This window comes from Cohnella nanjingensis, from assembly GCF_014212125.1.
Lineage (GTDB): Bacteria > Bacillota > Bacilli > Paenibacillales > Paenibacillaceae > Cohnella > Cohnella nanjingensis.
The window spans coordinates 67,005-81,670 of the sequence record NZ_JACJVP010000042.1; the positions used below are offsets into that span (position 1 = coordinate 67,005).

At 61.7% G+C, this 14,666-nt stretch carries 12 protein-coding genes; 10 read left to right on the forward strand and 2 right to left on the reverse strand.

Annotation, left to right across the window (positions count from 1 at the left end; translation table 11 throughout):
* Nucleotides 1-52: 52 nt before the first annotated feature.
* The 9 genes from H7C19_RS24760 to H7C19_RS24800 all read left to right on the forward strand — a co-directional run bounded on the left by H7C19_RS24760 (nucleotide 53) and on the right by H7C19_RS24800 (nucleotide 9,718).
* A complete protein-coding gene (locus H7C19_RS24760) occupies nucleotides 53-328 on the forward strand; it encodes an IreB family regulatory phosphoprotein (RefSeq protein ID WP_185671757.1) in 276 nt (91 codons plus the stop codon).
* On the forward strand, nucleotides 328-744 hold the full coding sequence (gene ruvX, locus H7C19_RS24765; RefSeq protein ID WP_185671758.1) for a Holliday junction resolvase RuvX: 417 nt from the start codon (nucleotides 328-330) through the stop codon (nucleotides 742-744). Before H7C19_RS24760 ends, ruvX begins: the two co-directional genes overlap by 1 nt.
* A gap of 10 nt (nucleotides 745-754) precedes the next feature.
* Complete coding sequence (locus tag H7C19_RS24770; RefSeq protein WP_185671759.1) at nucleotides 755-1,072, forward strand: DUF1292 domain-containing protein; 318 nt, start codon at nucleotides 755-757, stop codon at nucleotides 1,070-1,072.
* Nucleotides 1,056-1,376 carry a DUF1292 domain-containing protein gene (locus H7C19_RS24775; protein WP_246469752.1) on the forward strand — a complete coding sequence of 107 codons (321 nt, stop codon included), beginning with the start codon at nucleotides 1,056-1,058 and terminating at the stop codon, nucleotides 1,374-1,376. The genes H7C19_RS24770 and H7C19_RS24775 overlap by 17 nt, the downstream gene beginning before the upstream one ends.
* Nucleotides 1,377-1,558: 182 nt before the next feature.
* Complete coding sequence (mltG, locus tag H7C19_RS24780) at nucleotides 1,559-2,932, forward strand: endolytic transglycosylase MltG (RefSeq protein WP_313731999.1); 1,374 nt, start codon at nucleotides 1,559-1,561, stop codon at nucleotides 2,930-2,932.
* A 123-nt stretch (nucleotides 2,933-3,055) separates the two neighbouring features.
* Complete coding sequence (locus H7C19_RS24785) at nucleotides 3,056-3,982, forward strand: peptidase U32 family protein (RefSeq protein WP_185671760.1); 927 nt, start codon at nucleotides 3,056-3,058, stop codon at nucleotides 3,980-3,982.
* A gap of 22 nt (nucleotides 3,983-4,004) precedes the next feature.
* Entirely contained in the window at nucleotides 4,005-5,270 is a 1,266-nt protein-coding gene (locus H7C19_RS24790) for a peptidase U32 family protein (protein ID WP_185671761.1), read from the forward strand.
* A 207-nt stretch (nucleotides 5,271-5,477) separates the two neighbouring features.
* The gene (locus H7C19_RS24795) at nucleotides 5,478-7,607 is read left to right on the forward strand and encodes a methyl-accepting chemotaxis protein (RefSeq protein ID WP_246469754.1); all 2,130 of its coding nucleotides are present in this window, start codon (nucleotides 5,478-5,480) and stop codon (nucleotides 7,605-7,607) included.
* 257 nt (nucleotides 7,608-7,864) lie between these two features.
* On the forward strand, nucleotides 7,865-9,718 hold the full coding sequence (locus H7C19_RS24800) for a peptidoglycan D,D-transpeptidase FtsI family protein (RefSeq protein WP_185671762.1): 1,854 nt from the start codon (nucleotides 7,865-7,867) through the stop codon (nucleotides 9,716-9,718).
* Here the strand turns inward: H7C19_RS24800 and H7C19_RS24805 are convergent.
* Nucleotides 9,701-10,867 carry an AI-2E family transporter gene (locus tag H7C19_RS24805; protein WP_185671763.1) on the reverse strand — a complete coding sequence of 389 codons (1,167 nt, stop codon included), beginning with the start codon at nucleotides 10,865-10,867 and terminating at the stop codon, nucleotides 9,701-9,703. The two genes, H7C19_RS24800 and H7C19_RS24805, sit on opposite strands and share 18 nt — an antisense overlap.
* A gap of 165 nt (nucleotides 10,868-11,032) precedes the next feature.
* Here H7C19_RS24805 and H7C19_RS24810 point away from each other — a divergent pair, with 165 nt between their 5' ends.
* The gene (locus tag H7C19_RS24810; RefSeq protein ID WP_185671764.1) at nucleotides 11,033-12,505 is read left to right on the forward strand and encodes a polysaccharide deacetylase family protein; all 1,473 of its coding nucleotides are present in this window, start codon (nucleotides 11,033-11,035) and stop codon (nucleotides 12,503-12,505) included.
* A gap of 411 nt (nucleotides 12,506-12,916) precedes the next feature.
* Here the strand turns inward: H7C19_RS24810 and ilvD are convergent, their stop codons facing one another.
* Nucleotides 12,917-14,599, reverse strand: coding sequence for a dihydroxy-acid dehydratase (gene ilvD / locus H7C19_RS24815; protein WP_185671765.1), 1,683 nt, complete (start codon nucleotides 14,597-14,599; stop codon nucleotides 12,917-12,919).
* Nucleotides 14,600-14,666: the final 67 nt, after the last annotated feature.

Genomic DNA, 14,666 nt, shown 5'->3' on the forward strand with positions numbered 1-14,666 from the left:
GAGAATATGGTATGATGAGGGCATCAAGTGTTTGCTAAGCGAGGTGCCTAAGATGAGCTCGTCTGACAAAAACCATCTAGACAAGACGGTCAAGTTCGCGGTCGTGCCCGATCCCGAAGAAGTATCGTCCAGGGATATCCTGCTTGCGGTGCACGATGCTTTGGTGGAGAAAGAATACCACCCCATCAACCAGATCGTCGGGTACCTCTTGTCCGGGGATCCGGCTTACATTCCGCGCCACAACAACGCAAGAAGTCTGATCCGGAAGAAAGAACGCGACGAACTCATCGAAGAGATGGTCCGGTTTTATCTTCAACAACACCGTTAATGCCGCGCATCATGGCATTGGACTACGGGGACAAGCGCACCGGCGTGGCCGTGAGCGACTTGTTCGGTTGGACGGCGCAAGGCCTGGAAGTCATCGAACACAAGACCGAAGCGGCTTGCATCCGCCGCGTCGAAGAACTCGCGCGGGAGCAGGAAGCGGAAGCGATAGTGGTCGGCCTTCCGAAGAACATGAACGGCACTATCGGCCCGCGTGGGGAAATTTGCATGGCATTCGCGGAAGCGCTGCGGCAGAAACTATCCATGCCTGTACATCTCTGGGATGAGAGGCTGACGACGGTAGCCGCCGAACGTACGCTGCTGGAGGCCGACGTGAGCCGCCGCAAGCGCAAGCAAGTGATCGATAAGATGGCTGCGGCGATTCTGCTGCAGAGCTATTTAGATTCCCGAGGAAGATGAGGGATGGACCATGACCGAAGAGAACAATCGCCAAGAAGAAGAAGCGGAGATTATCTATATCCCCGACGAAGAAGGCAACGACGAAGCGTTTGAAGTGATCATGCGCTTCGAGCTGGACGACGGCAGCGACCGCAAGTACATGATGGTCGTGCCGGCGGACGACGTCGAAGAAGAGCAGGAAGTGTTCGCCTTCCGCTACGAGGAAGAGGACGACGAGATCAAGCTGTATCCGATCGAAGAGCAGGAAGAATGGGATATGGTCGAAGAGACTTTCAACACGCTCGTGGCCGAATTCGGCGACGGTGAAAGCGATGAAGGGGCGCGCTGACGGATCGGCCGGCGGCGGGGCGATGTCCGCGCTGCGCGAACGGTACGGCGACGAAGTGACGCTGACGGGCGAAGGCGGCGGCAGCGAAGCCTTCCGCATCGTGGCCGAACTGTCCGTAGAAGGCAATTCGTACGCCCTGCTCCAGAGTGAACGGATGCGGTCGGAAGGCGACATCGAGGTGTTCCGGGTCGCCATGGACGACGCGGGAGAGCCGCATCTCGAGACCGTGGAGGACGATGACGAATGGGAGGCCGTCGCGGAAGCATACGACGACCTTCAGTTCGGCTCGGACGATCAGCCGTAGTATCGGTTAACGACGGCATCAAGCAAGCGGCCGCGCCGGCCTTGAAGAGCGGGCGTGCGGACGTGCGCGCGCGATGAAGTAGATTCAGACAAGGATAGGTTTGCTTATGCTTTCTGAATCCTCGAAAAAGAGCGGGCAACCGCTCTTTTTCGCCAGATGTGGGCGCTTCAGGAGGGACATGGGTGGATAGAGAAGACGAAACCAAAGGCTGGAAGTCGGTCTACGCCGACGAAAAGCTGAACGACCCGGAACCGGACCGGGATTCGGAAGCCGACACGCGGCCGATGCGGGCCGCCCGCGAAGCCGCGGGCGGAGATCCGTACCCCGAGCGGACGCCTCGCGCGGCCGAGCCTCCGGCCGGCGGCCCGGAGGAATGGCCGGAATCTCCGCCTCCCCGCGCCAGCCGCGGGACCGCGCAAGCGGACAAACCGGACAAGCCGGACAAACCGGACAAGTCCGAGGAACGCGTTACCTACCGGAGGAAAAAAGGCCATCCGGCGCTTTGGTCTTTTTTCATCGCTTTAGGCTTAGTTATCATTATGGCCTCATCGGTCTTGTTCTACGTATGGAACGGCTTGCGTCCGCCGGGCGCTTCGGACAGCCCGGTCCGCGTCACGATCGCCAAGGGCATGCGCGCGAAGAGCGTCGGAGAGACGCTGGAGAAGAGCGGAGTGATCCGGAACGCGTTCCTGTTCAGCATGTGGCTGAAGCTCAAGAACGAAGGCTCCCGGTTCCAGGCGGGAGAGTACGCGCTCACGCCGGGCATGACGAACGGAGAGATCGTCGCCAAGCTGAACAACGGCCAGACGATCGCCGGAGACACCATCAAGTTCACGATCCCGGAAGGCTTCACCGTCGTTCAGATCGCGGATCGGCTCTCCAAGGCCGGCTTCGTCGACAAGGATAAGTTCCTGCAGGCGCTGCACGATCCTAGCCGATTCAACGGATCCGCCTGGGTGAAGCAGATCCCGGCGAAGGCGGAGCTGAGATACCCGCTCGAAGGCTATCTGTTCCCGGAGACGTACGAGATGAAGAAGGGCAGCACCGAGGAGGATCTCGTGAACCGGATGCTGAGCGAGCTGGACCGCAAGCTGAATCAGCTCCCCGAGGACTGGCAGTCGGCGATGCAGGAGCGGGGATGGACGCCGCACGAGCTGCTGACGGCCGCGTCGCTCGTCGAGCGCGAGGTCGTGAAGGACGAAGAGCGGCCGATCGTGGCGAGCGTCATCGTGAACCGTCTGAAGAAAAAGATGCCGCTGCAGATCGACGCGACGATCCAGTATCTCCTCGACAAGCAGAAGGAAAAGCTCACGACCGCCGATCTGGAGGTCAAGAGTCCGTACAATACGTACAAAAACGCGGGATTGCCGCCGGGACCGATCGCGAGCCCGAGCTTGAAGTCGATCGAGGCCGTGCTGTTCCCGACGGAGACCGATTATCTGTATTACGTGACGAAGAAGGACGGCAGCAATACCCACCTCTTCGCCGAGACTTACAAGCAGCATTTGAAGAATATCCAGACCAGCGAGAAAAACGAGAAAAACGCCAAAAAATAAAAGGTCGCGGACTGGCGCCGCGAACCGAACCGGCCCGGCGCCAGCGGGCTTCGGCGGCCGTCCTGCGGGGGGCCGAAGGAGCCGGCTTGACGCCGGGCCGCACGTTTCCGCGAGGTGAGGATCATGAAGACAGAGTTGATGATAGCGGCCGGCACGATCGAGCAGCTGGAGCGGTACATTGCGGCAGGCGCCGACGCCGTGCTGATCGGCGAACCGCGATTCGGCGCCAGGCTGCCCGGCGCCATCCCCGAAGACCGGCTGAAGGAAGCCGTATCCCGCGCCCATGCGCTGGGGGCCAAGGCGTACGTGGCCGCCAACAAGCTGCTGCGCAATGAGGAGCTCCCCGCGCTGCCGGGCTACTTGCGCGCGGCAGCGGAGGCTGGCGCCGACGCGATCGTATTCGGCGATCCCGCCGTTCTCCTGAATGCGAGAGAGGCGTCGCCAGGCTTGACGCTGCATTGGAACGCGGAGATGACGGGCACGAACTCCGCCGCGGCATCGTATTGGGCGCGCAAGGGGGCCGTCCGGGCCGTATTGGCGCGGGAGCTGAACGAAGAGGAGATCGCGGACTTCAAAGCGCAGGCGCAGATGGAAGTGCAGGTGCAGGCGCACGGCATGACCAACATCTACCACTCGCAGCGCAACCTGCTGCAGAGCTATATGGAGCACATCGGCCGCGAGGCGCGGCTGCTCGACCTGGGCGCGGACGAAGGGCTGTTCCTGGTCGAGGAGGAGCGTCCGGACGAACGGCTGCCGGTCTACGAAGACGTGAACGGCACGCACGTCATGAGCGCGGACGACATCTGCCTGCTCGAAGCGATCCCGGATCTGCTGGGCGCCGGGGTCGACAGCTTATACGTAGAGCCGCTCCTGAAGACGGAAGCCTACAACGAGACCGTGTTGCGCAGCTATCGTCAAGCGATCGACGCTTGGACCGCCGATCCCGATGGCTACGAGTTCGACGAAGCCTGGCTGGAGGCGATCCGGGCGCTGCAGGATCCGCGCCGGGAGCTCGGCTTCGGCTTCTTGTACAAAGAACAAGTGTATTGAACTGATAAAGGAGGTGCTGCGCATGAGCAGCGCATTGATCGAGACGGCCGAGAAGGCGGGGAAGCCTCTGCGGCGCCATCGCCTGGACCGGCCGGAGCTGCTGGCTCCGGCCGGCAGTCTGGAAAAATTGAAGTTCGCCGTCCATTACGGGGCGGACGCCGTCTATATCGGCGGACAAAAGTACGGCCTGCGTTCGAACGCGGACAACTTCAGCTTCGACGAGATGCGGGAAGGCGTGGCGTTCGCCGCGCGTTACGGAGCGAAGGTGTTCGTCGCGACGAACATCTACGCTCACCAGGAGGACCTGGCGGGGATCGCGGAGTATCTGAAGCAGCTGGAGTCCGTCGGCATCGCGGCGATCATCGCCGCCGACCCCGCCATCGTGGAGATCGCGATGCGGGAAGCGCCCGGACTGGAAGTGCATCTCAGCACGCAGCAGTCCACGATGAACTGGCAGGCGGTCCAATTCTGGAAGGAAGAAGGACTGCCTCGCGTCGTGCTCGCGCGCGAGACGTCGATGGAAGAGATTCGCGAGATGAAGTCGCGCGTCGATATCGAGCTGGAGGTGTTCATCCACGGCGCGATGTGCTCCTCGGTATCCGGACGCTGCGTCCTGTCGAACCACTTTACCGACCGGGACTCCAATCGCGGCGGCTGCTGCCAGTCGTGCCGCTGGAAGTACGATCTCCATGTAGACGCGGCTTCGGCCGCTGGCGCGGGGGACAATCCGTTCACCATGGGGAGCAAGGATCTCTGCATGATCCAGCATATCCCGGACCTGATCGACGCGGGCGTAGACAGCTTCAAGATCGAAGGCCGGATGAAGAGCATCCACTACGTCGCTTCGGTCGTCAATGCCTACCGGCAAGCGATCGACGCCTATATGGCCGATCCCGAGGGGTATACGCTGCGGCCGGAATGGGTCGGCGAGATCGGCAAGGCGGCGAACCGTCCGCTGAATACGGGCTTCTTCTACAGCACGCCGGGCGCGGGAGAACATATCTACGAGCCGGAGGAAAAACCGGCGCCGTACGACTTTGCGGCCGTCGTGACCGACTATGACGCCGCCGCCGGCATCGCGACGCTCCAGCAGCGCAGCCCGTTCCGCCCCGGCATGGAAGTCGAGTTCATCGGACCGGGCGGACGCAGCTTCAACCAGTCGGTCGGCGAGATGACGGACGAACACGGCGAGTCGCTCGAGGTGGCCCGCCACCCGCTGCAGACGATCCGGATCCGTACCGAACGGCCTGTGTTCCCCCTGGATATCATGCGCAAAAAGATGCTGTAAATTTTTCCTATACTCTAAGCATAAAGTACCAAAATCGAAAAAAGAAAGCGTTTCAAAAGGATTATTCATCGACTTGTCGAATTATCTCTGATAAAGTTAATTGTTGCCAAATGATGGCTCGCAATTGGCTATATCAGGGGTAGCCCGGCAAGTCTTTTTTGTTGCTGTCGAATATCGTCACTATGAGTCGGAGGGTGTGTCAACAGAATGAAACAAACGTGGCGCGACCGTGTGAAGGCGGTAGAGTGGAAAAAAGGGTCGGAGAAGTTTGGAAGCTACGCGAAGCGCGTCGGACAGCAGGTCAAAGAGACGAAGATGGAGAATCCCGTCCGTTCCGTCGGGATGAAGCTGTTCCTGCTTATTTTTTGCGGGATTCTGGCTTGCGTCCTGACGCTGGGGTGGTTCTCGTACGATAAATCCCGTTCGGTCATTGAGAATAAGGTGTCGGAATCCAGCCTGCAGACGGCGAAGCAGATCTCGGGCCGGACCGATCTGATGCTCGGCAGCTACGAGCGCAAGACGATGGAGTTCCTGTCGGACTCGGACTTCATCTCCCTGTTGGGGACGGCCATCAACTCGAAGGACGACTTCGAGCGGTTCGACAGCCAGCGAACGATCAACACGAAGATGTCGACGAGCATCATCTCCGACAACGCGATCTCGGGGATGTATCTGTTCCCGACCGATTCGGAGCACGATCCGATCGGGACGGCTACCTCGGGCGGAATGCCGGACCTCTCCAAGGGACAGCCTGCGTTCTTCCAGCAGATGCTCGACGCGGCGGGCAAGGTGGTCTGGATCCCTACGATGCAGAAGGGCATCTCCGGCAAGGGCACCGAGCCGACCTTCGCGGTCGGACGGGCGATGATGAACGTCAACAGCGCGAAGCCGTATCTGCTCGTCATCGAGCTGAACTACAGAGCGTTGGAGACGATGCTGAGCACGGCCAGCTTCGGGGACAAGAGCGACACCTACATCGTCGCGCCGGACGGCACCGTCGTCTACTCGAAGAACCGGGAAGAACTAGGCCAGAAGTACGCCTATGACATGCCGGACGAGAGCGGATCTTCGACGATCAAGATCGACGGCCAGCGGGCGCTGTCCGTAGGCTCCGCGACCCAGTCGGGCGGCTGGCAGGTGATCGGGAACATACCGGTGTCCGAGCTCGTGAAGGACGCCGGCGCCATCCGCAATCTGACGGTCCTGATCTCGCTCCTGTCCGTCCTCATCGCAGCCGTCATCGGCGTGTTCATCATGATGAGCGTCGGCCGTCCGCTCGGCCAGCTACGGAACTTGATGAACGAAGGCGAGCAGGGCAACCTGACCGTGCGCTCGACGCTCCGGAAGAAAGACGAGATCGGCCAGGTGGCGAGCAGCTTCAACAGGATGATGGAGCGGATCACCGATCTCGTCCGGCAGACGAACGGCTCCGCGCAGGAGGTGCTCGCGACGGCGAGCACGCTGACGGACGCTTCGCGCAAGACGGCCGAAGCCGCCAAGGAGATCGCCGTTGCGACCGAAGAGATCGCGAGCGGCGCGACCAACCTGGCATCCGAGTCCGAACGCGGCAGCGAGATCACGGGACAGATCGGCGACAAAGTGCAATCGGTCATCGAATCGAACACCGAGATGGAGCAGTCTGCCATGGAAGTCGAAGAGGCCGGCCGCAAGGGGACCGAATATATGGCCGGGCTGATCGAGAAGACCGGTCAGACCGAAGAGATGACCCGCTCGATGGTCGAGAAGGTGGACAAGCTGAAGGACAGCACGCGCTCGATCCGCAAGATCCTCGACGTGCTCGGCAACATGACGAAGCAGACCAACATTCTCTCCTTGAACGCGACGATCGAAGCGGCGCGCGCCGGCGCGGCCGGCAAAGGCTTCATGGTCGTCGCCGACGAGATCCGCAAGCTGGCGGATCAATCGCGGCAATCGATCGGCGTCGTGGGCGAGATCGTCGAGAAGATCCAGCGGGAGATCGACGAGACGGTACAAGTGTTGTCGGACGCGTACCCGCTGTTCCAGGCGCAGATCGAATCGGTCCGCGACGCGAACCAGATCTTCCACAACGTTCAGCTTCACATGAACGGGTTCAATCACCGCCTGCAATCGGCGACCGAGTCGGTCGGACATCTGGAGGAAGCCCAATCGACGCTGTCGATGGCGATGACCAACGTCAGCGCGGTGGCGCAGCAATCTTCCGCCACCTCCGAAGAAGTCGCCTCGCTCAGCAACGAGCAGCTCAATATCAGCGAAGGGCTCGTTCAATTGTCCAACCGTCTCGAAGCGGTATCCGTGCAACTGCGCGAGTCGCTGTCCAAGTTCACGGTCGCTTAATCGCATCTTTCCAGCAAGCTTCGCGCCCCCGGCCTCTCGGCCGGGGCTTTTTTTGCATGTCCGTTCGACTCGGTCGAGAAGATCCGACGCAGAGGAGACGGAGATGGGGGACAGCCGGTCGAATCCTTATCGCTTCCTTATATTCATTCGGATGATTGCCCGGGGATCAGGGGGTGGTCCCGAAGTCGCGCCGCTTTTGAAGGGAAACAAACCTGGGAATAATAGTCATATCGCAAAGAGGGGGAAGGGATCGACGGGTGAATCGACTCATACCGTTAAGACTGTTCAAAGTGATGCTGCTGCTCGCGGCGGCATTCGGCATAATGGAAGCCCGACTGGCTTGGGTGCAGCTAGGGGGCATGGGGCGGGTCGAAAGGGCCGACGCCGGACTGGACCGCCAAGCGTTCCTGCAGCGCTCCGACGAGTTGACCCTCGATAGCGGGAGAGGGCAATTCTACGACCGGAACGGGCGTCCGATGACCGGGGAGACCGTGAGGGCGCTCGCCGCGTTCCCGACGGGCGGCATGCCGCGCGGGACGGCGGGGCAGGTCGCGCGCCTGGCCGAGCTGCTCGGCGCCGACGCGGATACGCTGACCGGCTGGCTGAACGGAATAAGGACGCCGGACGTCTGGCGGGAAAACGGCTCGAAGCGGGTGCTGGCGCTGACGACGTCGCAGGCGGAGGCGATCGCGGGAATGGACTTGACGGGCGTCACGGCGATCCCCTACCGCGACCGGTATCCGTCGGGAGCGGGATGGTCGCCGCTGCAGGCGATCGGGTACGTCTCGCAGTATCCCGACCGACTGAAGCGGCTCTATGGCGAACAGCTCGCCAAACGCCGGATGAAGGAGACCGATCTGACGGGCGGAGCCGGACTGGAGCTGTCTCTCGACCGTCTCATTCAAGGCGTGGGGGAGACGAAGGCGATCGAGATGACCGATGCGGCGAGACGGCCGCTGGCAGGCTTAGGCCTGCGCGTCTATACGCCGACCAACCCGCACTATCCGCTGCAGGTGAAGACGACGATCGATCTGTCGATCCAGCAGGCGGTCGAAGGCGTGCTGCGCAAGCACGGGATCAAGGAAGGGGCGGCCGTCGTTCTGGACGCCCGGAACGCGGACGTCCTCGCCATGGTCTCGCTGCCCGCCTTCGATCCGACGCGCATCGGGGCGCCCCGGACCGACGAGACCAACCATGCGCTCATCGCGGTGCCGCCCGGCTCCGTGTTCAAGACGGTTACGCTGGCGGCGGCGCTCGAAGCGGGCGTGACGACGCTTCAGGAGCGGTTTCGCTGCGACGGGGACTACGGGAGGTACGGCCTGCATTGCTGGCGGGAGGGAGGACACGGCATCTCGACGGTGGAGCAGGCGTTCGCGGAGTCGTGCAACGTCGTCTTCGCGGCGCTCGCCGAGCGGCTTGACCCGCGGCAGCTGCAGGAGACGGCGGACAAGATGGGCCTCGGCAGGCAGATCGGCTGGCATGCGTCCGCCTTCGTGGACGGCAAGCCGCTGCGCTTGCTCGAGGAGGAGCAGGCCGGCAGCATCTTCGCGAGCGTAGAGGCCGGCCGGGACGGCGGCGTGCGCACGGGGACCGGCATCGGGCAGCGCGACGTGCGGATCACGCCGCTGCAGGCGGCGAACCTGGCGGTCACGCTGCTGAACGGGGGGCGCGTGCTGTCGCCAAGGCTCGCGAGCGAGATCCGCTATGCGGACGGCGGCCTGTTCGCCGCCCTGCCCGCGCAGACGGCGCCGTCCGCCTACGGGAGCATCCGGCCGCAGACGGCCGCGGCGATCCTCCAAGGGATGCGCGCGGTCGTCACGGAGGGCACGGCTGAGCATGCGCTCAAGGACGCGAAGTGGGCGCTGGCCGGCAAGTCCGGCACCGCGGAGCTGGGCGACGGGAAACCGGCCCGCAACGATCATTGGTTCGTCGGCTATGGTCCAGCGGACGGCAAAGCCCGGTACGCGGTGTCCATCCTGCTGGAGAACCAGCCGGCGGGCGTCCGCAACCGGGCTTCGGCCGTGTTCGGCGAGGTGATGGAGGCGTTGCGGCAGCTGGACCCGAAGGCTGCTCCGCGGAGTGCGAAGCGCGAATCAGCGCCCGTCCGGTGATCGGTCGGGGGATTCGTCGCCGACAGGCACCGCGCCTTCCGCTTGCTGGGGCGCGAGCGGAGAGACGGTGAATTCGCTCGCCGGCCACCGGATCCAACGATGAAAGTAGCCTTGATCGTACAGCGCCTTGAGCAGAATCATGAGGATAGGCGCAAGGATCAGGCCGGCGACGCCGAAGAAGGACAACGAGATCATCATGAACGCCAGCATCGTAAAGGCGGATACGCCGACGGTCTGACCCGTAATCCGCGGTTCGAGAAACTGGCGGGTCAAGGTTACCGCTACGAGCAGCGCCGTCAGCCAGAGGGCGAGGCCCGTCTGCCCCACGATGAAGAGATAGAGGATCCAAGGGATGAACACGGTGCTGACCCCGAGCAGCGGCAGGACGTCGAAGAAACCGGCGAGGAGCGCGATGGCGAAGGCGTTGTTCACCTGGAGCGCGAGCAAGGCGATGAAGATGACGAGGAACGTGACGCTGACCAGCTTCGCTTGGGCTTTGAAGTAGGCGCCGATTCCCCGGAAGACGTTCTCGCGGAGAAAAGCAAACGCCGCCTTGAACGTCTTGGGCGAGCGGTCGCTCGCGAGGCGCCGCCACATGTCGATCTCCACGCTGAGAAAATAAGCCAGGATGATCGCGATGGAGAAGCTCACGATAAAGGACGACAGCGAGCTTAAAAATCCGATCAGCCAATTGAACAACGACGTCGCCCATCGGGTCCCGAGTCCCGCGACGAAGTCGACGGCGTTCCGCAGCTTCTCTTCGACGCCGTCCGGCAGCTTGTCCATCTGAGCGTACAGCCGCTCCATGAGCAGCGGAACCTGGTCCTTGATCTGCTCCTGATATTGCGGCAGACGCTTCACCAGTTCGGCCGTCTGGGAGTAGAAGATGAATCCCAGGCCGGCGAAAACGCCCAATACGATCAGCGTGAAGAGCAGTACGCTGATGCCGGAGGCAATCGCTTTGCGCATGCCCAGCTTGTGCAGACGCTTCGCGAGCGGCTCGATGCACAGGAACACCAGGAACGACAAAAACACGGGCGTGGCGATCTTGTAGAGATAGCTGAACACGAACATGACTAGCCACACGGTTAGGACGATGACCCCGATATCGAAAGCGGTGCGCCAGTATTTCTGGTAAAGCGAGAACATGAACCTTTTCCACCTTTATCTCCGATTGGACGAATCAGCCTTATTTTACACGATTCCAAAAAAGATGCCCACAAACATGCCTATTTTTCGGAGACGTATGATAAAATAGAATAAAGCTCAAACTGCGGCTCTACAAAATACAGTAAGCAAGTTGGTGGAGAAGGCATGGACAAAATCCTTTGGTGGGGATTTTATTTTTTGACGTTCTACGCCTTTTTGCCGGGCATTTTTAGTCGGATTTTCGGATTTCGCGTCTTTTCCAGAGGGATCACGGACCGGGAAGTCGCCTTGACGTTCGACGACGGCCCGGACCCGGTGTACACGCCGAAATTGTTGGATCTCCTCAAGCGGCACGGCGCGAAAGCGACCTTCTTCGTGGTCGGCTCCCACGCGGAAAAGCATCCGGAACTGATCAAGCGGATACACGACGAAGGGCACGTCATCGGCATTCATAATTATGTTCATCGCAGCAACTGGATCATGCGTCCGAAGACGGTCAAACGTCAAGTTCATCGCACGAGCGATATCGTGAAGAGCATCACGGGCGAGCGTCCGAAGTACTACCGTCCGCCCTGGGGCATCGTGAATATTTTCGATTTCGCGAACAAAGGCAGCCTTCAGATCGTGCTGTGGACGTCCATGTTCGGCGACTGGAAGCAGCGCGTCGGCGCGGAGCGGCTGTACCAGAAGATGCGGCGCAAGCTGCAGCCCGGCCAAGTGCTCCTGCTGCACGACTGCGGCGATACGTTCGGCGCGGATCACGATGCGCCCGCCAATACGATCGCCGCGCTGGAGCGTATCCTGAACGACGGGCGGGAGATGGGACTGCGGTTCGTCAGCGTCGATCAGATGATCGAAACGACGGCGCAGGCTCGCGCGAATCGGACGGCAGCCAGACGGGGAGACGCAGTCGCCGCAGGTCCGGCCGAATCGGCGTCCTCGCCGGCCGTGCACCGGCCGAGTTGGTTCAAACGGGTCGTCGTGGCGCTATGGATGAAGTGGGAACGCGTATTCCAATGGCTGTTCCGGCTGCGTTCGGTCGGAGACGGATCCGCGTTCCACTATCGCGTCGTCAAGTACGGCGGTCCGGAGCTGCTGCTGAAGGAAGGCGAAGTTCTGCGGCGCGGCGATTACGTCATGGAGATCCATTTCGTCAACAAGATGATGTACGAGCTCGGCATGACGTCCCGTTCGGAGGTGCATACGGCCATCCGGGTCATCCAGAAGGTCAAGCAATCGCTCCCCGAGATGGCGCAGGAGCTCGCGGACGCGCCGCACGGCAGCGAGATCAAAGCGCTGTACGGCGTGTCGATGATCAATCGCGGGTCCGAAGGCCTCGGCTTCGAGACGTTCGATCTGCCGAAGGGGCTGTTCTCGCTCATGACGAATTGGTATTTGCGTTTGCTGACCGCCATCATCCATCCGGAAGGCCGAACGAGGGTCAAGAAACACGGCGAACGCCTCATGCCCCGCGCGCTGATCATGCGCAGGGACGTGCTGGTGGAGTGGGGCGCCAAGGCGCAATCCGAGCCGCGTTCCGAACGCCGGCCGCAGCAGGCGAAGGTCGCGACCAAGACGTCCGCGTACGAAGAACGTATGGACTTTAGCGAAGAAGAACCCGTAGGCGATACGGTGTAACAAGGAAGCAAAAGGCTGTTCCGCTGGCTTGGGCCAAGCGGAACGGCCTTTTTTGGTTTGGCTGCGCCCGCGTGGGCGCATCACGTCTCGCGCGATCGTTCTTCGCCTCGAAGGCGCGCGGAAGCCGCGTGCGGAAGCGGAAGTTATGCTCAGAATCTTGCTTCTTGCAGGCCGGACAGGACTTGTCGCCGGCTCTTTACAGGCTTTTCCCGGGAAATGGGACCCATGCGACCATGCGTCTATTCGATCATTCCGAACGGCGTTCCGGCGAAAAAGGGCCTTGCTTCGTCGCGAGCCCAGAGACGTAGGGGGGGACGTCTCTGGGGACCCGCGGCGGCGAGCGAAGCAAAAAGGCTATCCCGAAGGTCGGTGTTGACCTATCGGGATAGCCTTTTGGTTGGCCGAGCCGTTTTACATCTTCATGACGCCGCCGCGGCTCGCGTTCGTGACGAGGGCGGAGTAACGCGCCAGGTAGCCGCGTTTGATCTTCGGCTCGAAGCCCTTCCAGTCGGCGCGACGGCGCTCCAGCTCTTCGTCGCTGACTTCGAGGGTGATCGTGCGGTTGTTCATGTCCAGCTCGATCATGTCGCCGTCTTCGACGAAGGCGATCGGACCGCCTTCAGCCGCTTCGGGGGAGATATGGCCGATGGCGATGCCGCGGGATGCGCCCGAGAATCGACCGTCGGTGATCAGGCCGACCTTGGTGCCGAGACCCATGCCGACGATCTGTGACGTAGGCGCGAGCATCTCCGGCATGCCGGGGCCGCCCTTCGGTCCTTCGTAGCGGATGACGACGACGTGGCCTTCTTTGACTTTGCCTTCGGCAAGGCCTTGCAGCACTTCATCCTGGGAGTCGAAGCAGATCGCCGGGCCGCGGTGGTAGCCGCCGACCGATTTGTCTACCGCGCCGACTTTGATGATGGAGCCGCCCGGCGCCAGATTGCCGAACAGGACGGACAGGCCGCCTTCCTTGGAATGCGGATCGTCGATCGGACGGATGACCGCATGATCGAGAATCTCGGCGCCTTCCACGTTCTCGCGGAGCGTCTTCGCGGACACCGTGAGGACGTCGCCGGTCAACGCGCCTTCTTTCTTGAACAGCTCGTTGATGATGGCGCTGACGCCGCCCGCGTTGTGCAGGTCTTCGATGTGGTGGTCGGAAGCCGGCGCGAGCTTGGACAGGTACGGAACGCGCTTGGCGACTTCGTTGATGCGCTCGATCGGATACTCGATGCCGGCTTCATGCGCCAAAGCGAGCGTGTGCAGGACGGTGTTCGTGGAGCCGCCCATCGCCATGTCGAGCGCGAAGGCGTTGTCGATCGAGTCCAGCGTCACGATGTCGCGCGGCTTGATGTCCTTCTCGATCAGCTCCATCAGCTGCTTCGCCGACTTGCGAACGAAGTCTCTCCGTTCCGGCGCGACGGCCAGGATCGTGCCGTTGCCCGGCAGCGCGAGGCCGAGCACTTCGGCGAGGCAGTTCATCGAGTTGGCGGTGAACATGCCGGAGCAGGAACCGCAGGTCGGACAGCCGTATTGCTCGAGCTCGGTGAGGCTCTTCTCGTCGATCTTGCCCGTCATATACGCGCCTACGCCTTCGAAGACGGAGGTCAGCGAGATCGCGCGGCCGTCGCTCGTGCGGCCGGCCTTCATCGGTCCGCCGCTCACGAAGACGGTCGGGATGTTGACCCGCAGGGCGGCCATCATCATGCCGGGGGTGATCTTGTCGCAGTTCGGGATGCAGACCATGCCGTCGAACCAGTGCGCATTCACCATCGTCTCGACCGAGTCCGCGATGATCTCGCGGCTGGCGAGCGAATAGCGCATGCCGATGTGTCCCATGGCGATGCCGTCGTCGACGCCGATCGTGTTGAATTCGAACGGCACGCCGCCCGCTTCGCGGATCGCTTCCTTCACGATCTTGCCGAATTCCTGGAGATGGACATGTCCGGGAACGATGTCGAGGTAGGAGTTGCAGACCGCGATGAACGGTTTGCCGAAGTCCTCTTCCTTCACGCCCGCGGCGCGCAGCAAGCTGCGGTGAGGCGCGCGGTCGAAGCCTTTTGTGATCATATCGGAACGCATTTTCTTAGCCATGATGAGAGGTCCCCCAATCGGTAGTGTAGCGAGTCCATATAATTTAAGAGTTTATCACAAAAAGGAG

Coding starts and splice junctions, on each gene's coding strand:
- H7C19_RS24810 (WP_185671764.1), top strand. CDS start 11,033: ATGGACAAAATCCTTTGGTGGGGATTTTATTTTTTGACGTTCTACGCC.
- H7C19_RS24785 (WP_185671760.1), top strand. CDS start 3,056: ATGAAGACAGAGTTGATGATAGCGGCCGGCACGATCGAGCAGCTGGAG.
- H7C19_RS24775 (WP_246469752.1), top strand. CDS start 1,056: ATGAAGGGGCGCGCTGACGGATCGGCCGGCGGCGGGGCGATGTCCGCG.
- H7C19_RS24795 (WP_246469754.1), top strand. CDS start 5,478: ATGAAACAAACGTGGCGCGACCGTGTGAAGGCGGTAGAGTGGAAAAAA.
- ruvX (WP_185671758.1), top strand. CDS start 328: ATGCCGCGCATCATGGCATTGGACTACGGGGACAAGCGCACCGGCGTG.
- ilvD (WP_185671765.1), bottom strand. CDS start 14,599: ATGGCTAAGAAAATGCGTTCCGATATGATCACAAAAGGCTTCGACCGC.
- H7C19_RS24805 (WP_185671763.1), bottom strand. CDS start 10,867: ATGTTCTCGCTTTACCAGAAATACTGGCGCACCGCTTTCGATATCGGG.
- H7C19_RS24790 (WP_185671761.1), top strand. CDS start 4,005: ATGAGCAGCGCATTGATCGAGACGGCCGAGAAGGCGGGGAAGCCTCTG.
- H7C19_RS24760 (WP_185671757.1), top strand. CDS start 53: ATGAGCTCGTCTGACAAAAACCATCTAGACAAGACGGTCAAGTTCGCG.
- H7C19_RS24770 (WP_185671759.1), top strand. CDS start 755: ATGACCGAAGAGAACAATCGCCAAGAAGAAGAAGCGGAGATTATCTAT.